The sequence below is a fragment of the Bacillus sp. 5B6 genome (genome assembly GCF_000259405.1).
Classification (GTDB): domain Bacteria; phylum Bacillota; class Bacilli; order Bacillales; family Bacillaceae; genus Bacillus; species Bacillus velezensis.
In genome coordinates this window covers 3,590,775-3,609,718 of record NZ_AJST01000001.1, presented here as the reverse complement: position 1 = coordinate 3,609,718, position 18,944 = coordinate 3,590,775, and the positions used below count along the sequence as shown (strand labels likewise).

The 18,944-nt window shown below is 48.2% G+C and carries 16 protein-coding genes; 12 read left to right on the top strand and 4 right to left on the bottom strand.

The genetic code is table 11. The annotated features are described in order from the left end of the window. Window positions 1-39 precede the first annotated feature (39 nt). From MY7_RS17325 to MY7_RS17305, 4 genes are all read left to right on the top strand, one after another. Complete coding sequence (locus tag MY7_RS17325; RefSeq protein WP_007614892.1) at window positions 40-1,197, top strand: TetR/AcrR family transcriptional regulator; 1,158 nt, start codon at window positions 40-42, stop codon at window positions 1,195-1,197. A 245-nt stretch (window positions 1,198-1,442) separates the two neighbouring features. Next, window positions 1,443-2,492, top strand: a complete 1,050-nt coding sequence (locus MY7_RS17315; RefSeq protein ID WP_029325771.1) for a fatty acid desaturase — start codon at window positions 1,443-1,445, stop codon at window positions 2,490-2,492. A gap of 118 nt (window positions 2,493-2,610) precedes the next feature. Continuing rightward, window positions 2,611-3,747, top strand: coding sequence for a sensor histidine kinase (locus tag MY7_RS17310; RefSeq protein WP_007614888.1), 1,137 nt, complete (start codon window positions 2,611-2,613; stop codon window positions 3,745-3,747). Beyond that, window positions 3,744-4,343: a response regulator transcription factor gene (locus tag MY7_RS17305; RefSeq protein ID WP_007614886.1), complete on the top strand. Its 600-nt coding sequence runs from the start codon at window positions 3,744-3,746 to the stop codon at window positions 4,341-4,343. Before MY7_RS17310 ends, MY7_RS17305 begins: the two co-directional genes overlap by 4 nt. 56 nt (window positions 4,344-4,399) lie before the next feature. On the opposite strand, the gene MY7_RS17300 is transcribed toward MY7_RS17305, so the two are convergent. After that, on the bottom strand, window positions 4,400-5,221 hold the full coding sequence (locus MY7_RS17300) for an SDR family oxidoreductase (protein ID WP_014419300.1): 822 nt from the start codon (window positions 5,219-5,221) through the stop codon (window positions 4,400-4,402). Window positions 5,222-5,349: 128 nt separating this feature from the next. Between MY7_RS17300 and MY7_RS19965 the strand changes: the two genes are divergently transcribed. After that, window positions 5,350-5,598, top strand: a complete 249-nt coding sequence (locus MY7_RS19965) for a hypothetical protein (protein ID WP_007614882.1) — start codon at window positions 5,350-5,352, stop codon at window positions 5,596-5,598. 171 nt (window positions 5,599-5,769) lie between these two features. Next, on the top strand, window positions 5,770-7,650 hold the full coding sequence (gene htpG, locus MY7_RS17290) for a molecular chaperone HtpG (protein WP_007614881.1): 1,881 nt from the start codon (window positions 5,770-5,772) through the stop codon (window positions 7,648-7,650). A 42-nt stretch (window positions 7,651-7,692) separates the two neighbouring features. Here the strand turns inward: htpG and MY7_RS17285 are convergent, their stop codons facing one another. The 3 genes from MY7_RS17285 to MY7_RS17275 form a co-directional block, all read right to left on the bottom strand. After that, a complete protein-coding gene (locus MY7_RS17285; protein WP_007614880.1) occupies window positions 7,693-9,081 on the bottom strand; it encodes a sugar porter family MFS transporter in 1,389 nt (462 codons plus the stop codon). A gap of 123 nt (window positions 9,082-9,204) precedes the next feature. Beyond that, the gene (locus MY7_RS17280) at window positions 9,205-10,137 is read right to left on the bottom strand and encodes an aldo/keto reductase (RefSeq protein ID WP_007407843.1); all 933 of its coding nucleotides are present in this window, start codon (window positions 10,135-10,137) and stop codon (window positions 9,205-9,207) included. 77 nt (window positions 10,138-10,214) lie between these two features. Further along, on the bottom strand, window positions 10,215-10,970 hold the full coding sequence (locus MY7_RS17275) for a DeoR/GlpR family DNA-binding transcription regulator (RefSeq protein ID WP_007614879.1): 756 nt from the start codon (window positions 10,968-10,970) through the stop codon (window positions 10,215-10,217). A 445-nt stretch (window positions 10,971-11,415) separates the two neighbouring features. Between MY7_RS17275 and iolA the strand changes: the two genes are divergently transcribed. From iolA to MY7_RS17245, 6 genes are all read left to right on the top strand, one after another. After that, window positions 11,416-12,879 (top strand): methylmalonate-semialdehyde dehydrogenase, encoded by a 1,464-nt coding sequence (iolA, locus tag MY7_RS17270; protein ID WP_007614877.1) that lies wholly within the window; start codon window positions 11,416-11,418, stop codon window positions 12,877-12,879. A gap of 74 nt (window positions 12,880-12,953) precedes the next feature. After that, on the top strand, window positions 12,954-13,769 hold the full coding sequence (iolB, locus tag MY7_RS17265) for a 5-deoxy-glucuronate isomerase (RefSeq protein ID WP_007614876.1): 816 nt from the start codon (window positions 12,954-12,956) through the stop codon (window positions 13,767-13,769). A gap of 23 nt (window positions 13,770-13,792) precedes the next feature. After that, window positions 13,793-14,785 carry a 5-dehydro-2-deoxygluconokinase gene (gene iolC, locus MY7_RS17260; RefSeq protein WP_007614875.1) on the top strand — a complete coding sequence of 331 codons (993 nt, stop codon included), beginning with the start codon at window positions 13,793-13,795 and terminating at the stop codon, window positions 14,783-14,785. A 24-nt stretch (window positions 14,786-14,809) separates the two neighbouring features. After that, entirely contained in the window at window positions 14,810-16,723 is a 1,914-nt protein-coding gene (iolD, locus tag MY7_RS17255) for a 3D-(3,5/4)-trihydroxycyclohexane-1,2-dione acylhydrolase (decyclizing) (protein ID WP_007614874.1), read from the top strand. Window positions 16,724-16,738: 15 nt separating this feature from the next. Beyond that, window positions 16,739-17,635 carry a myo-inosose-2 dehydratase gene (gene iolE, locus MY7_RS17250; protein ID WP_007614872.1) on the top strand — a complete coding sequence of 299 codons (897 nt, stop codon included), beginning with the start codon at window positions 16,739-16,741 and terminating at the stop codon, window positions 17,633-17,635. Window positions 17,636-17,647: 12 nt separating this feature from the next. Continuing rightward, entirely contained in the window at window positions 17,648-18,943 is a 1,296-nt protein-coding gene (locus MY7_RS17245) for an MFS transporter (protein ID WP_007614870.1), read from the top strand. Window position 18,944 lies beyond the last annotated feature (1 nt).

Sequence of the window (18,944 nt, the reverse complement as noted above, 5' to 3'; positions counted from 1 at the left end):
CAAATTGCGGTGATCTGTCTAATGAAAGGAGTGTCTCTTATGCCGGATTCTGTGACAACTGACATCAAACAAGCGCTTTTGGCCATGCTTGGAGAGCGGGATATCCGCCGTGTGACCATGAAGGACATCGCCGAACGGGCGCATGTGAGCCGGGGGACACTGTACCTTTATTACGAGGATAAATATGCGATTTTAGAGGATATAGAGGAAGAAATGAAAGACGGACTGAGCGAAGCGCTTTATGATTCGCTGAAGAATAAAGATGTGCTTCATTTACATGGCGGATGGCAAAAAGTGCATCCGACCCTGTCTTTTGTTGACCGGCATCGGGAGTTTTTTCAAACGATGATGGACCGTCATAAAATGCCGTATTTTCACTTTCATGCTTTTTTAAAAGATGTGTTCCGGCATGATGTGCTGCTGTCACCGGTCAATGCGGATTTCTCACCGACTGAACAGGATATGTACATTCATTACCGCGCGTTATACACATATGCCATTGTGTTGTACTGGCTGAATGAGGAGCCCGGGGCATCCCCGGAAGCGATCAGCGGACAGGTGTGGGATTTGATTTCTCAAAAACGGTTTTACTGGCTGTTCGGCCGCCGGGTGCCGGAACAAGAAGAAAAAAAGCCCGCCGACCGCCGGGTGACCCGAACGAGGCAGGCCTTGCAAGAAGCCATGATCGGCTTAATGGCGGAAAAAAAAGAGTACGCGGCGATCACGATTTCCGATATTGCCCGTCAAAGCAACCTCCGCCGTGCCACTTTTTATGACCATTACGCCAACAAAGAAGCATTGCTGAAAACGATCATCCATCAATCATGCCGGGATCTGATCGGATTATTGACGGTAAAAGGAGAGCCAGCCGATTGCTCCATGGAAGAAGCGGAAGCCGCGCTCGTCCGTCTCTTTTCGGCACTGTCGGACGGCCTGCCGCTCGTCCATTTTTTGAGAGAGGGTTCCGGAGTGCCTGACGTCATCCCGGAAATGTTCAGGGCGCTGCAATCGTTTTATCTTCATCAGCCTCTGCACATTCAGGCGGGCAAAAAGCTCTATGCATACTATGTCGCGTCCATGCTCGTCGGTTTGATTCAATATCGTCTTCATGAAGGAAAAGACCACGCGCCGGACATGCTGGCCCGGGAGTTTCTGCAGTTTTTGGATGTAAAGAAGTATCGGGTGATTTTGCTGTGAGGATGATGAAAAAGAACTCGGCCGAAAACAGGCCGGGTTCTTTTTTGCTGTTTTCTTTGAGAAGTGCCGATATGAAGTGTCTGGCTTTATCCCTTAAAAAAGATACCTTCCATATGCCGCCTGATCAGCATTCTGCCGCCAAACATGACAAATGTCATATTCGGGGCATGATGGCTGCTACTACAAAAGCGTCTGGCGCCTCGGTATACTTGGAATCATAATAAAAAAAAGGGGATATGACATTCATGACCAATCACACCGCAACTCAAAAACAAGCATCTTTAAAAAAGCAGGTTGCTGCATTTTCCGGTGCCGATACAAAGCATAGTGTCAATCAGCTTTTCAACACGTTTGTGCCGTTTTTTGCCCTTTGGTTTCTTGCTTACTTCAGCCTCAATGTCTCCTATCTTCTGACCCTCGCCTTTACTGTTATAGCAGCGGGATTTTTGACAAGAATCTTTATTATTTTCCACGACTGCTGCCATCAATCCTTTTTCAAACAAAAGAAGCTGAACCGGCTGTTCGGGTTTATTTCAGGTGTGCTGACACTGTTTCCGTTCCTTCAATGGCAACGCAGCCACTCCATTCATCATGCGACAAGCAGTAACTTAGATAAACGGGGAACCGGCGATATTTGGATGATGACCGTCAAGGAATACAACGAAGCCTCAGCCTGGACAAAAGTACGCTACAGACTTTATCGCAATCCGTTTATTATGTTTATTCTCGGACCGATTTACGTATTTCTGATTAAAAACCGTTTCAATGTAAAAGGCGCCCGCCGCAAGGAGCGCTGGAACACCTATTTCACGAACGCGGCGATTGTCTTATTGGCTGCTGCGACGTGCCTGCTTTTCGGCTGGGAAAACTTTTTGCTTGTTCAGGGTCCGATTTTCCTTATTTCGGGGTCAATCGGCGTCTGGCTCTTTTATGTTCAGCACACGTTTGAGGATTCTTATTTTGAAGCAGATGAGCATTGGGATTATGTGCAGGCCGCGGTAGAAGGAAGCTCCTTTTACAAGCTTCCGAAGCTTTTGCAATGGCTGACGGGCAATATCGGCTACCATCATGTCCACCACTTAAGCCCGAAAGTGCCGAACTACAAGCTGGAAGCCGCTCATGAGGGGCACGAGCCTTTAAAAAACGTACCGACCATTACGCTTAAAACAAGTCTTGAATCCATGAAATTCCGTTTGTGGGATGAGGACGAAAAGCAATTTGTCACCTTTCGGGAGGCGCGGAAAAAACCGGCGCCCCAACCGGTGCCGAAAGAACCTTTAAAGAAAAATGCCTGATATAACGCGCGGCTCTTTCTCTTATCAGAAAGAGCCTTCTCTTCATGCGTGAGGATGCAATGAAGGCGGTGTTTTGATAAAGTGATGGTAGACACAAGCAGCAGAAGGTGGAACAAAGATGAAGAAGTATTTTAAATTTCAAAAACTGAATGGGATTTCTCCTTATATATGGACGATTTTTTTCATCTTGCCTTTTTATTTTATTTTTAAAAGCTCTTCTACCTTTGTCATCGTGGCCGGGATCATTTTCACACTTGTTTTCTTTGGTGCATACCGCTTTGCATTTGTTGCAAAAGGCTGGCCGCTTTACTTATGGGCGCTTCTTCTGATCGGCATTTCGACCGGCTCAGCCATGCTGTTCAGTTATATTTATTTCGCCTTCTTTATCGCCTACTTCATCGGCCATATCCGAGACAAAGTTCCATTTTACATCTTATATTACATTCATATTATCAGTGCGGCGGTTGCCGTCAACTTCAGCCTTGTTCTGAAAAAAGAGTGGTTTTTGACACAAATTCCGTTTATCGTCATTACACTGATCAGTGCCATCCTGCTCCCGCTCAGCATTCGAAGCAGAAAGGCACGGGAGCGCCTTGAAGAGAAATTAGAATATGCAAATGAGCGAATCGCCGATCTTGTGAAGCTGGAAGAAAGGCAGCGAATCGCCCGGGACCTTCACGATACACTTGGACAAAAGCTCTCCTTAATCGGACTGAAAAGCGACCTCGCCCGAAAGCTGATTTACAAGGACCCCGAACAGGCCCGCACTGAGCTGAAAAGCGTACAGCAGACGGCCCGCACCTCCTTAAATGAGGTCAGAAAGATCGTCTCATCGATGAAAGGCATCCGATTGAAGGATGAGCTCGGCAATGTTCGGCAAATTCTTGAAGCGGCAGGAATTGAATTTGTGTATGAAGAAAAAGAAGCGCCAAAACATATCTCTTTGCTGAACGAAAACATCGTCAGCATGTGCATTAAAGAAGCCGTCACCAATGTCGTGAAACACAGCGGCGCCAAAGTATGCCGCATCACCATTCAGCAGCTTTGGAAAGAGGTTGTCATTACGGTGGAAGATGACGGCAGCTTTCAATGCAAAGAAGACCGCTTTTTTTCAAAGGGGCACGGCCTGCTTGGAATGAGGGAACGTCTTGAATTCGCAAACGGCAGTTTAGCCATCGATACAGCCGCCGGAACAAAGCTGACCATGAGAATCCCGAATGATTCAAAATCAAAAGAAAAGGATGGTAGCAGATGATCAACATCTTCATTGCCGAGGATCAGCAAATGCTGCTCGGCGCACTCGGTTCATTGTTGAATTTAGAAGAGGATATGACGGTTGTCGGCCAAGGCACAAGCGGCCAGGATGCCATCGATTTCGTGGAAAAACATGCGCCCGACATCTGTCTGATGGATATCGAAATGCCCGGGAAATCAGGTCTTGAAGCGGCAGAAGAGCTCAAGGACAGCGGTGTGAAAATCATCATTTTGACGACCTTTGCCCGCTCCGGCTATTTTCAGCGGGCGCTAAAAGCAGGCGTCAGCGGGTACATGCTCAAGGACAGCCCGAGCGATGAGCTCGTCAGCGCCATCCGCAGCGTCATGAAAGGAAGACGCGTCTACGCACCTGAATTAATGGAGGACATCTATAGTGAAGAAAACCCGCTGACCGAACGGGAAAAAGAGGTGCTCGAGCTTGTGGCAGACGGAAAAAACACGAAAGAAATCGCAAACGCCCTCAGCATCAAAAGCGGCACAGTCCGCAATTACGTTTCGATGATCCTTGATAAATTAGAAGTGAAAAATCGAATTGAAGCCATTACCCGATCAAAGGAAAAGGGCTGGTTTAAGTAACCCGCCCTCAGCTTGTTCAGCCAGTGTTTTTGCACTGGCTTGTTTCTTTTTCACCGTTACTCCGTCTCTTCCTTCCACTTCTTATCAATCAGCATTTTTCCCGGCCAAGTGTATGCCATGATGCCGCCGTCTGCGGTGATGTCTTCTCCCGTGACGTAAGAGCTGTCGTCTGAAGCGAGGAAGAGCGCGACGGCTGCCATTTCTTCCGGTTTTCCGAGCCGGCCGAGCGGCGTGATCCATTTGTTGGCTTCACGGAACGCTTCGCCCATTTCGTCTTCTGTCGTGCCTGCCAATTTATCAATGAGCGGCGTTTCAATCGTCCCCGGCGATAAGGAATTGACGCGGATTCCGCTTCTGGCGTAATCAATGGCCATCGCTCTCGTCAGGTTCGTGATTCCGCCTTTTGCGGCGTTATAGCCGGAGCGGTCAAGGTCTGCGGCCCGGCCGGACATGGAGGAGGTGTTGATGATGGAGCCTCCTTTTTCGAGCATGAGCGGAATCAGGTATTTGCTGCACAGAAATGTGCCGCGCAGATCGACGGCGATGATCCGGTCAAACAGGTCGACCGGGTATTCATGGACTTTTCCGCCCTCTTGGTCAACACCGGCATTGTTAAACAGAATATCAATTGTTCCGTACTTTCGCTGAATGCCGTCCGCAAAAGACTTTACGTTTTCTTCGTCTGATACATCAAGGTGAAAGGCTTCTGCTTCCCCGCCGTTTTTTCTGATGGCGCTGACGGTTTCATTCAGTTCGCTTTCATTGATGTCACCGCAGATCACGCGGGCGCCTTCATCGGCGAAAACCCGTGCCGTCGCTTGTCCGATGCCTGTCGCGGCCCCTGTGATGATTGCGGTTTTGTCTGTTAATCTTCCCATATTGCGATTCCTCCTTTTTTTATATCTGTTCCCGCTGAATAGGGGGATAAACATATGGAGGCCTGTTTCTAAATACCTATTAAATATGTTAATATTATGTATATATATCATTGGGAGGTTTACATATTTTGAAGATACAGCATAAGAAGGAGATAGCGTTTTATTGTTATGCCATTGTTCCTATGGGATTTGTGATTTACACCGTTATCTCTATTCTATTTCAGGACATCATATTTCCTCTCACTGTAAGAAATGTTTTGCATGAGTCTTTGCGAAACTTAGGTTCTCTTATCTTATTTAGTTTGTTTTTCTACCCGTCATACATATGGATGAAGAAGGAATTCGGCCGCCGGAAAGAAGCAGAGAGGAGAGGATGATCAACATTCTCTCTTTTTTATTAATAAAATGAGTGAAATGAATCCATTAACATGTTAAATTTACAATATATGCATCTGTCAACCCTAGTTGACAATTGTCACTGTATATGATAAATAGATGCTGAAAAGATTTTACATAACATCAAAGCATAATTAAAGGAGAGATCTGAAGTGCGGAAAAAAAAGTTTAAAGCAGAATCCAAGCGATTGCTGGACATGATGATTAACTCCATTTACACGCAGAAGGAAATTTTTCTCCGCGAGTTAATTTCCAACGCGAGCGATGCGATTGACAAAATCTATTACAAGGCGTTAACCGATGATTCATTAACGTTTGATCAAGACAATTACTACATAAAAGTGACGGCGGACAAAGAAGCGAGAACGCTCACCGTCACAGACACCGGTATCGGGATGACAAAAGACGAGCTTGAACAGCATCTCGGCACGATTGCGAAAAGCGGTTCACTCGCTTTCAAGCAAGAAAATGACTCGAAAGACGGCCATGACATTATCGGCCAGTTCGGTGTCGGATTTTATGCGGCGTTTATGGTGGCTGATAAAGTCACGGTGAAAAGTAAGGCGCTCGGCAGTGACGAGGCGTATGTATGGGAGTCGGAAGGGGCTGCCGGCTACACGATCGCGCCGTGTGACAAGGAAACCGTCGGAACGGAAATCACCTTGAAAATAAAAGAAAACACAGAAGATGAAAGCTATGATGAGTTTTTAGAAAACTACCGCATCAAAGCGATCGTGAAAAAGTACTCTGATTTTATCCGCTACCCGATCAAAATGGAAGAGACGGTCAACAAGCCGAAAGAGGGCAGCGAGAACGAATTTGAAGAAGTTCAGGAAGAACAGACGGTCAACAGCATGGTGCCGATCTGGAGAAAAAATAAAAGCGAGCTGACGGATGAGGATTACGAGGCTTTTTACGCCGAGAAGCATTACGGTTTTGATAAACCGCTGACCCATGTGCATATCAGCGTCGATGGAGCGGTGCGCTACAATTCAATTTTGTTTATTCCGGAAAACATGCCGTTTGACTATTATACGAAGGAATTCGAAAAAGGATTGGAGCTGTATTCCAACGGCGTGCTGATCATGAACAAATGTGCCGACCTGCTTCCGGACCATTTCAGCTTTGTAAAAGGCATGGTGGATTCTGAGGATCTGTCGCTGAACATTTCCAGAGAGATGCTGCAGCACGACCGCCAGCTGAAGCTGATTGCGAAAAACATCAATAAAAAAATCAAAGCAGAGCTGAAGAGCCTGCTGAAGAACAAAAGGGAAAAATACGAATCTTTCTATGAATCTTTTGGCAGACAGCTGAAATTCGGCGTCTATAATGATTTCGGCGCGAATAAAGACGTATTAAAAGATCTGCTTCTCTTCTATTCATCTAAGGAGAAAAAGCTCGTCACTCTGGACGAATATGTGTCCAGAATGCCTGAGGATCAAAAATATATCTATTACGCGTCCGGCGATTCATATGAGCGGATTGAAAAGCTGCCGCAAACTGAAATGGTGGCGGACAAAGGCTACGAGATTTTATATTTCACGGAAGATATTGATGAATTCGCGATCAAAATGCTGACAAGCTATGAGGAAAAAGAGTTCAAATCCGTATCCAGCGCCGACTTAGGCATCGACAGTGATGAGGATGAAAAGCAGACTGAAGCCGAAGAGAACGAATATAAAGACCTGTTCGAAAGCATGAAAGAGATTCTTGCGGATAAAGTAAAGAACGTCAGAGCATCGAAACGTTTAAAATCCCATCCGGTCTGCTTTGCGACAGACGGCGAAGTGACGATCGAAATGGAGAAAGTGTTAAACGCCATGCCTGACAGCCAGCAGGTCAAAGCGGAAAAAGTGCTGGAAATCAACCCGAATCACGAAGTGTTTGAGACGTTAAAGAACGCCCACGGACAAGATCGGGAAAAGCTTGCATTATACACAAACCTGCTGTACAATCAGGCACTTCTGATTGAAGGGCTGCCGATCCATGATCCGGTCGAATTTACGAATGACATCTGCAAAGTTATGGTATGACGCCAAAAAGGAATCGCCCGGCGGGGGCGATTCCTTTTTTTATTACAGCGTGCGCTGTTTAAGAATTTGATTTTGTTTGCTGCGCTTCTTTAAGGAGAACCGTTTTTTCAAGTGCGTTTCGATTTCTTCTAAACTTCTGCCCTTCGTTTCAGGAACGATGTAAGCGGCAAAGAAGAAAGATGAGAGGCAGATGACTGAGAATATTCCGAACACCCAGCCGATGCCCATGGCGCTTAGCATAAGCGGGAATACCAGTGAAACGACCAGGTTTGTTGCCGACAGAATCAATGTCGTAAATCCGGTTGCGGCTCCGCGTGCGTTTGACGGGAACAGCTCCGGCATCAGAACCCATACGACGGGACCCCATGTCGCCTGGTAGAAAACGATATAGATGCCGAGAAACAGCACGGTCAGCCATGCCGTTGAAGCTGACAGGCCGGCCAGAAGGAGAATGGCTGATAGTGACGCCAGGCTCAAGGTAATGCCGACACTTCCCCACATCAGCAGTTTTTTCCGGCCGATCCGGTCAATTAAGATCATGGCGGTGATACACATGATGACGTTTAAGACACCGATGCCCATCGTGCCGAGAACGGACGCCGAAGTGCCGAGTCCGGCCTTTGTAAAGATGGTCGGCGCATAGTAAATCACCGTGTTGATACCAACCGCCTGCTGGAAGATGGCAAGGCCGATCCCGATCAGCAGCATAGGGCGGATCCATTTGGCTTTCAGCAAGCCGAGTGTAGATTCTTTTTTCTCGGCTTCACCTTGTTTCATTTCCGCCAATTCAACGGCGATATCCTCTTTGTCGTGAGTCATTTCCATGACTTGTCTGGCTTCCTTCTCACGGCCGCGTTTGACGAGCCATCTCGGAGATTCCGGCATAAACGCGATTCCGATTAATAAAAGCGCCGCCGGTACTGCGGCGAGACCGACCATCCAGCGCCAAGCTTCAAACGGGGTGAATATGTAATTCACAATATATGCGAGTAAAATTCCGGTTACAATCATTAAGTTATTCAATGTGCCGAGCGTTCCGCGTATTTTTGTCGGCGCCATCTCAGATAGATAAACGGGAACCAGCGCCGTTGAGCCGCCGACGGCTAACCCGAGAATGACACGGGAGATAATCAGCATGGTGACGGTTTGCGAAGCCGCACAGGCAAGCGCGCCGATAATAAAAATGAGTGAAAGGACGAAAACCACTTTTCTCCGGCCCCATCGGTCAGAGCATGTCCCGCTTAAGGCGGACCCGAAAATCGCACCGAGCAGCAGCATGCTGACGACCAATCCTTCGGTCAGCGTGTTTAAAGGAATATCATTGTTAATAAATAACAAAGCCCCTGAAATCACACCGGTGTCATAGCCGTAAAGCAGCCCGCCTAATGCTCCGAAAAAGTAAATCAGGTATTTTTTGGTGTTTTTCTTCACAGATGATCCTCCTCATCTTTTGGAACGCATAATAGTTTATTTAGATAACTATTTCATTCCCCGAAGAGAAAAATATAAACATAAAAAAAACACGCCCCTTTTAAAAGGCGCGTGTTTTTTTTCTTAGGAAAACAGCTTGTCGATAAACGCGATTTCTTCAGCAGATAGCGTAATGGAGGCTGCTTTCATGTTGTCTTTTAATTGATCCGCGCGTTTGGCGCCCGGAATCAGGATATCGATTTCAGGTCTCGCCAAGTACCAGGCAAGCACGATATGCGCCGTATCGGCATTGTGCTTTTCGGCAATCGGTTTGAGCTGGTTGACTTTTTTGATGTTCTCTTTAAACTGCTCCCCTTGGAAATGCGCCTGGTCATTGCGCAGGTCGCCTTCAGGGAAGGTTGTGTTCTCGTCGTATTTGCCGGCCAGCAGTCCGGATACGAGCGGGAAGTACGGAATGAATGAGATGCCGTGTTCTGTCGTATAAGGGAAGAAAGTCTTTTCCGCCTCACGGTTCAGCAGGTTGTATTCTCCTTGAATCACGTCGACTAAGCCGTCTTTATTGGCTTCTTTCAGCTGCTCCAAAGAGAAATTGGATACGCCGATTGAACGGATTTTTCCTTCTTTTTTCAGCTCATTCAATGCTTGAACGGCTTCGTCCTTCGGCGTGTGCTCATCCGGGAAATGGATGTAGAATAAATCGATGTAATCAGTCTGCAGGCGTTTCAGGCTGTCTTCGACCGATTGTTTCAAAAAGGCCGGTGAGTTGTCGAAAACAAAGTCATCGCCTTCTTTTCTGTGAGCGGCTTTTGTGGCGATGAAGACATCCTCGCGGTTACATTCTTTCAGCACCTCGCCGATTAATTCTTCAGAACGGCCCACACCGTAAATATAGGCGGTATCTAACATGGTAACGCCGCTTTTAATCGCTTCCCGGACCAATTCTTTTCCCGTTTCTTCATTCAGATTCGGATAGAGATTGTGTCCGCCGACCGCATTTGTTCCCAAACCGATCGGAAATACCTTTAGGTCAGTTTTGCCGATTGTTACTTTGCTCATGTTTTCGCCCCCTGAAAAAAATGGATATCATAGCGGCTGCCGGAAAAATACGGCAGCGTTCTCTATTAACTATAACGCTATGCCAAGTGAATGTCGATTTGATGCTCTTGGCAATACTTCGTATATTCCTCATCGAGCTGCTGAGAAGTGACGATGCTGTGAAGCCGATCGAAAGGCGCGTATGTCAAAAGCGTGGATTTGCCGAATTTGGAATGGTCCGCGAGCAGATACACTTCGTTCGCCTTTTCGGAAATTCTCTTTTTCACCTCGTATTCCAGTAAGTCGGAATTCGTCAGACCGTGGGTGATCGTTGTCCCGGTAGCGGACATGAACGCCTTGTTAATGTTGTATTTATTGAGTGTGCTCGGATCATCAATGCCGACAAACGACCTTGTCTTCCGTTTGTAGTTATTGCCGATGATGATCAGGTCGATATTTTTCATGGATGAAGCGGCGTTAATAATATCAAGGCTGTTCGTCAAAACCGTTACATTCTTATCGGGATCAAGCGTCTCCAGCATCGATTTGGTCGTCGTGCCGGAATCAATAAATACAAGATCGTGATCCTCGATAAACCGTGACGCATAGCGGGCGATTTTGATTTTTTCGTCCTGATGTTGAATGGTGCGGTTCTCAAAAGGGACGAGCACAGATTTTTCGGCTGACGTCACGCCGCCGTACACCTTTTTGATAACCCCTTTTTCCGCAAGCTTATTAATATCGCGTCTGACCGTGTTTTTAGAGACGTTGAATACCTCGCACAGCTCATCCAGCGAAGTGGCTCCGTGTTTGAGAATGTATTCTTCCATCTCCTGAATCCGCATCAGTTTCATAAAAAAACTCCTTCTAGAATTCTTAAAGTAATTAAAATATATAATAAACACCAAGAGTTAATCAATAGTTACTTAACAAATGATAAAAAAGAGAGATCATCCCCTCCGATTCGACACGGTTCTCCAAGTTCCTGTTTTCCTGATCAAAAAAAGTATGATAAAAATAATGAAAAAATTTTGATTTTTTAGATTGACTTGAAGATGTGTTGGGCTTACAATGTAACCAAGAAATGACCAAAACATAACCTGTAAAATCAAAAGTGAAAGATGTAACCGTTTGCTTTTTTCCGGTACATGACCAACTTTTACATGGGAAGCTTGGGAGTCACCATCATTTTAGCATTTGTAAGCGTTTAATTCATGTCTTTTATATGTAAAAGATGAATATATTCATCCGTTATTACCCAGTTGAACAGGATGTTTACTATTTAAGGAGGCAATGAGAATGGCAGAGATCAGAAAACTGAAAAACTACATCAATGGTGAATGGGTTGAAAGTAAGACAGATCAATATGAAGACGTTGTCAATCCGGCTACAAAAGAAGTGATGTGCCAGGTTCCGATTTCTACGCGGGAGGATGTCGAATACGCCGTCCGCTCAGCGTCAGAGGCGTTTCAAACATGGTCAAAGACGGCAGTGGCGCGCCGTGCGAGAATTCTATTTAACTATCAGCAGCTTCTCCAGCAGAACAAAGAAGAGCTTGCCCGTCTGATCACTTTGGAAAACGGTAAAAACACGACGGAAGCACTCGGTGAAGTGGGACGCGGAATTGAAAACGTCGAATTCGCAGCGGGAGCGCCGTCACTCATGATGGGCGATTCACTTGCCTCTATCGCGACGGATGTAGAGGCGGCAAACTACCGCTATCCGATCGGGGTGGTCGGCGGTATCGCACCGTTCAACTTCCCGATGATGGTTCCGTGCTGGATGTTCCCGATGGCGATTTCATTAGGAAACACTTTCATTTTGAAGCCGTCTGAGCGCACGCCGCTGTTAACAGAAAAACTGGCAGAGCTGTTTGAACAGGCCGGTCTGCCGAAGGGCGTCTTCAATGTCGTGCACGGCGCGCATGACGTCGTAAACGGCGTTCTTGAACATCCGGATATTAAAGCCATCTCATTCGTCGGTTCAAAACCTGTCGGCGAGTATGTTTTCAAAAAAGGCAGCGAACATTTGAAACGCGTGCAGGCGTTAACGGGCGCGAAAAACCATACGATCGTGTTAAATGACGCCCACCTTGAAGATACGGTGACAAACATTATCGGTGCGGCATTCGGTTCGGCAGGAGAGCGCTGCATGGCATGCGCGGTTGTGACGGTTGAAGAGGGAATCGCCGATGAATTTATGGCGAAATTACAGGAAAAAGCAGCGGACATCAAGATCGGAAACGGACTGGATGACGGCGTGTTCTTAGGCCCGGTCATCCGCGAGGACAACAAAAAACGCACGCACAGCTATATTGAAAAAGGCATCGAAGAAGGAGCGAGACTTCTTTGTGACGGGCGTGAAAACGCAACGGAAGACGGCTATTTCGTCGGACCGACGATTTTTGACAACGTGACGACGGATATGACGATCTGGAAAGATGAAATCTTTGCGCCCGTTCTGTCGGTCATCCGCGTGAAAAACTTAAAAGAAGCGGTGGACATCGCCAACCAGTCTGAATTTGCGAACGGCGCGTGTCTGTTCACTTCAAATGCGAACGCGATCCGCTACTTCCGTGAGAATATTGACGCGGGAATGCTCGGAATCAACCTTGGCGTGCCGGCGCCGATGGCTTTCTTCCCGTTCTCTGGCTGGAAGTCTTCTTTCTTCGGCACATTGCACGCAAACGGAAAAGACAGTGTCGACTTCTATACACGTAAAAAAGTCGTGACGGCACGATACCCGTCTCCTGACTTCAATTGATCTGACAGCCGGCCCGGACGGCTTTGTGATTTTCGTCCGGGTTTTCTTTTACCATCAATTAAGGAGGAATAAACATGAGTCATTTGCTGCGCAAACCGCAGGCCGATGAGATTTCTCAAGGCGTGAACATCATACATGACGTCACTGCAGCCAATTCAGACCTCAAATACGTCGGATTTAAAGTCGTTGACCTCACTCCCGGTTCCGCATATACAGAAGATTTGAAAAAGACGGAGTGCTGCATCGTTGCGGTAACGGGAAAAATCACCGTCACTGATTATGATCAGACATTTGAAAGCATCGGCACCCGTGAAAATGTATTTGAAAGAAAACCGACGGACAGCGTTTATGTGTCCAATGACCGCTCTTTTGGAATCACAGCGGTCAGCGGGGCGAGGGTCGCGCTGTGCTATTCTCCGTCCGAACGCCAGCTTCCGACAAAGCTGATTAAAGCGGAAGACAACGGTGTGGAACATCGCGGCAAGCTGGCAAACAAACGAACCGTTCATAATATTCTCCCCGATTCAGATCCATCGGCAAACAGCCTTCTCGTTGTTGAAGTTTACACGGACAGCGGCAACTGGTCGAGCTACCCGCCTCATAAACATGACCAAGACAATCTGCCGGCTGAATCCTTTTTAGAAGAAACCTACTACCATGAAACGGACCCGCCGCAGGGGTTTGTCTTCCAGCGTGTGTACACGGACGACCGCTCGATTGACGAGACGATGACCGCAGAAAATGAAAACGTTGTCATTGTCCCGGCGGGCTATCACCCGGTTGGTGTTCCGGACGGGTATACCTCTTACTACCTGAATGTAATGGCGGGACCGACACGAAAATGGAAGTTTCATAATGACCCGGCCCATGAATGGATCCTGGAACGCTAACAAGTGAGGAGTGGCAGATAACGATGAAATATACGTTTAATGAAGAAAAAGAGTTTGATATTGTCGCGATCGGACGCGCGTGTATTGATTTGAACGCGGCGGAATACAACCGGCCGATGGAAGAAACGATGACGTTTTCTAAATATGTCGGCGGTTCCCCGGCAAATATTGCGATCGGCAGCGCCAAGCTCGGATTAAAAGCCGGTTTTATCGGCAAAATTCCGGATGACCAGCACGGCAGATTCATCGTTTCCTATATGCAGGAAAAGGGCGTTGATACGTCACAAATGACCGTTGACAGAGAAGGGCGCAAAGCCGGGCTCGCTTTTACGGAAATTCTCAGTCCCGAAGAGTGCAGCATTCTGATGTACCGGGATGATGTGGCGGATTTGTATCTTGAGCCGTCCGAAGTCAATGAAGGCTACATCGCAAACGCGAAAATGCTGCTTGTATCAGGTACGGCGCTTGCGAAAAGCCCGTCGCGCGAAGCCGTCTTAAAAGCGGTGCATATCGCAAAAAAACATGACGTAAAAGTCGTGTTTGAGCTCGACTACCGTCCGTATACATGGCAATCGGCAGAAGAAACAGCCGTGTACTACACGCTGGTGGCGGAACAATCCGATATCGTCATCGGTACGCGTGACGAATTTGACGTAATGGAAAACCGCAGCGGCGGAGATAACGATGAAACCGTCCGCCATTTGTTTGCGCACTCCGCTGACCTTGTCGTCATTAAGCACGGCGTTGACGGATCATACGCATACAGCAGATCGGGAGAAGTTTTCCGGGCGCATGCCTATAAAACAAAGGTGCTGAAGACCTTCGGAGCGGGTGATTCCTATGCGTCAGCCTTCATCTACGGACTTGTCAGCGGCCGGGACATTGAAACGGCTTTAAAATACGGAAGCGCTTCCGCTTCCATCGTCGTCAGCAGACACAGCTCCTCAGAAGCAATGCCGGCTGCCGGTGAAATCATCGAACTGATTGAAGCGCAGCACAGTCTTAACGGTAAATAGAACGTATAAAAGGTGGGATCGTTTGTGGGTAAGACAATTCGCTTAACGACAGCACAAGCGCTGATTAAATTCTTGAACCGGCAGTACATTCATGTTGACGGAAAAGAAGAGCCGTTCGTTGAGGGCATCTTCACGATTTTCGGCCATGGAAATGTGTTGGGGATCGGGCAGGCGCTTGAGCAGGATGCCGGGCACCTGAAAGTCTATCAAGGCAAAAACGAACAAGGCATGGCGCATGCCGCAATGGCATACAGCAAACAGATGCTGAGAAGAAAAATTTACGCGGTATCGACATCGGTCGGTCCGGGTGCCGCTAACTTGACGGCTGCCGCGGGTACGGCGCTGGCCAATCATATCCCGGTGCTGCTGCTTCCGGCCGATACCTTTGCGACGAGGCAGCCTGACCCGGTGCTTCAGCAGGTGGAGCAGGAATACAGTGCCGCCGTCACGACAAACGATGCGTTAAAGCCCGTGTCCCGTTATTGGGACCGCATCACCCGCCCCGAGCAGCTGATGAGCAGCTTAATCCGGGCATTTGAAGTGATGACAGATCCGGCAAAAGCGGGTCCGGCGACCATCTGCATATCTCAGGATGTAGAGGGAGAAGCATTTGATTTTGATGAAAGCTTCTTTGAAAAACGCGTTCATTACATTGACCGGATGCAGCCGAGCGAGCGTGAGCTGAAAGGCGCCGCGGAAAGAATTAAGGAGAGCAGCTGTCCCGTCATTTTAGTGGGCGGAGGCGCGAAGTACTCCGGCGCGCGTGAGGAATTAATCGCGCTTTCTGAAACATACGGCATTCCCCTTGTCGAAACGCAGGCCGGCAAGTCAACGGTTGAAGCTGATTTCGCCAACAATCTGGGCGGCATGGGCATCACGGGCACACTCGCCGCAAACAAAGCCGCCCGCCAGGCTGATCTGATCATCGGTGTCGGCACACGGTACACGGACTTTGCGACATCCTCGAAAACGGCGTTTGATTTTGACAAAGCAAAATTTTTGAATATCAATGTCAGCCGCATGCAGGCTTACAAGCTTGACGCGTTTCAGGTCGTAGCCGATGCGAAAGTGACGCTCGGCAGGCTGCACGGCTTATTAGACGGATATAAAAGTGCATTCGGCACGGCGATTAAAGATTGGAAAGATGAATGGCTGGCTGAACGGGACCGGCTCGGCAAGGTCACTTTTACACGTGACGCGTTCAAACCGGAAATTAAAAACCATTTCTCACAGGACGTGTTAAACGAGTATGCCGACGCGCTCGAGACTGAGCTGCCGCAGACAACGGCGCTGTTGACCATCAATGACACGATTCCTGAAGACAGCGTCGTCATAAGCTCGGCGGGGTCTCTTCCGGGAGATTTGCAGCGGCTGTGGCATTCCAACGTCCCGAATACGTACCACCTCGAGTACGGCTATTCCTGCATGGGGTATGAAGTATCAGGCACGCTCGGCCTCAAGCTGGCTCATCCCGACAAAGAAGTCTATTCTCTCGTCGGCGACGGAAGCTTTCTGATGCTGCACTCAGAGCTGATTACCGCGCTTCAATATAACAAAAAAATCAATGTCCTGCTCTTTGACAACTCGGGATTCGGCTGTATCAACAACCTGCAGATGGATCACGGGAGCGGCAGTTATTTCTGCGAGTTCCGCACCGAGGATAATCAGATTTTAAACGTTGATTACGCGAAGGTGGCAGAGGGCTACGGCGCTAAAACATACAGAGCCAATACGGTTGAAGAACTGAAAGCGGCGCTTGAAGATGCGAAAACGCAAGACGTATCCACTTTAATTGAAATGAAGGTTCTGCCGAAAACGATGACGGACGGCTATGACAGCTGGTGGCATGTCGGCGTGGCGGAAGTGTCGGAGCAGGAAAGCGTTCAGCGGGCATACGAAGCGAAAGAGACGAAGCTGAAGTCTGCGAAGCAGTACTAGAGGGGAGGCATCACGATGGGCAAACAAGATATTCTGTGGGGCATCGCTCCCATTGGGTGGCGCAATGACGATATGCCGGAAATCGGAGCCGGGAATACGCTGCAGCATTTGTTAAGCGATATTGTTGTCGCCGGCTTTCAAGGTACGGAAGTGGGAGGGTTTTTCCCTGAACCCGCCGTCCTGAATAAGGAGCTGGCTCTCCGGAACTTGCGGATTGCGGGGAAATGGTTCAGCAGCTTTATCATTCAAGACGGTATTGAAAAAACGGCTGAACAATTTACAGAACACTGTGATTATTTGCAGAAAGTCGGAGCGGATGTCGCCACCGTTTCTGAACAGACGTACAGTGTTCAAGGCTTGGACATTGATGTATTTAAGAGAAAACCGCACTTCTCAGATGAAGAATGGGATACGCTGTGCCAAGGCTTGAACCGTCTCGGGAAAATCGCTGACGAATACGGGCTGGACATGGTTTTTCATCATCATCTCGGCACAGGCGTCCAGACGGCGGAAGAAGTTGACCGGCTGATGGATGGAACGGACCCGCGTTATGTCCATTTACTTTATGATACCGGGCATGCCTATATCTCGGACGGAGACTATATGACAATTCTCAACAAGCATATGGATCGGATCAGACACGTTCATTTCAAGGACGCGCGGTTTGACATTATGGAGCGGTGCAGACAGGAAGGCAAGTCATTCAGGCAGTCGTTTTTACAAGGCATTTTTACGGTTCCCGGAGACGGATGCATCGATTTTACCGAAGTGTACCGAGCGCTCGTCCGTCATGATTATTCAGGCTGGATCGTCATCGAAGCCGAACAAGACCCGGCAGTCGCCAATCCGCTTGAGTACGCGCTGATTGCGAGAAAGTACATCGACAGTGAACTGCTTGATCCTGCAAATTAGAGGGGGACTTATATGAATAGTGCCAAGGCGGAATCAGCTTTCATCAAAAGGACCATCGCCGCAGCATTAGCAAATTACATCGATGCAGGTTCCATTGTGGCAGGATCAGCGGGTTTATCTATGTGGGTCAGCTATTTAAAGCTGTCCGACAGTCAGATCGGATTGCTCGGCGCCTTCAGCGCAAATGCGATATCAGCGGCCGTCGGAGCGCTGCTCGGCGGGTATTTGGCTGATAAGGTCGGCCGAAAAGCTGTATACACAAACAGTATGCTCGTCTACGCCTTAGGAATTTGTTTGGTTTTGTTTGGATTCAACTTTCCCATGCTGTTATGCGGATACATGATTATCGGGATTTCTGTAGGCGCGGATATTACGGCTTCATGGACCATTATCGCGGAAAACGCCCCTGAGAAAAACCGGGCGAGGCATTGCGGAGTGGCGCAGGTGGCGTGGGCCGCCGGAGCCGTTGTGGTTCTGCTGTTATCCGTTTTGGTCGGTGACCTCGGGCTTTTAGGAAATAAAATTGTCTTTGCGCATCTATTGGTGATCGCCCTGATCACATATGTGATAAGAAAGCGTTTACCTGAGTCGGCTGCCTGGAAAAACAGTGAAGAGCGGCCTGCCGCCGTGAAAAAAACATCTTATTTTGACCTGCTTCAGCCGAAATTTTTCAAGAACATTTTGTTTTTAATGGGTGTGTTTCTCGTATGGAATCTCGCAGCGGGCGTCATGGGATTCTTCATGCCGTACATCTACCAGCAGGTCGGCGGCGTATCCGCAAATACGGCCAACATTCTGCAGATGGCCCTGTTTATCTTCACCGGGCTCGGCGTCGTCTGTATCTTCATGCCTTTTGCAGATAAATATCGGAAAACGGTGTTCGGAATCTGCGCATGTATGGCCGTTGTCGGCTGGTCGCTGTTTTTACTGCCGTTTCAGGGACTCCCGATGCTGCTTTTGTTTGTCTTCGCGATCGGCATCAATAACGGAGCCGGCCAGCAGGCGAACTACCAGCTGTGGGCAAGCGAGCTGTTCCCGACAGAACACAGAGCGTCAGCACAAGGGCTCATGTTCTTTCTGGTCCGTATTTCAATCGGCATTTGGAGTTTATTTGTGCCGGTCATCATGTCACAATTCGGCATCGGTTTTATGGCCGGTATTCTGCTCATATGTGTGACGGCCAGTATGATCATCGGGCTTGTCTTCGCACCGAATACGTCCGGCAAGTCGCTTGAACAGATACAGGAGGAACTGTACGGCGCTCCTCAGGACGGCAGCGAGAAAAGAAAGACGAGAACCATTATTTGAT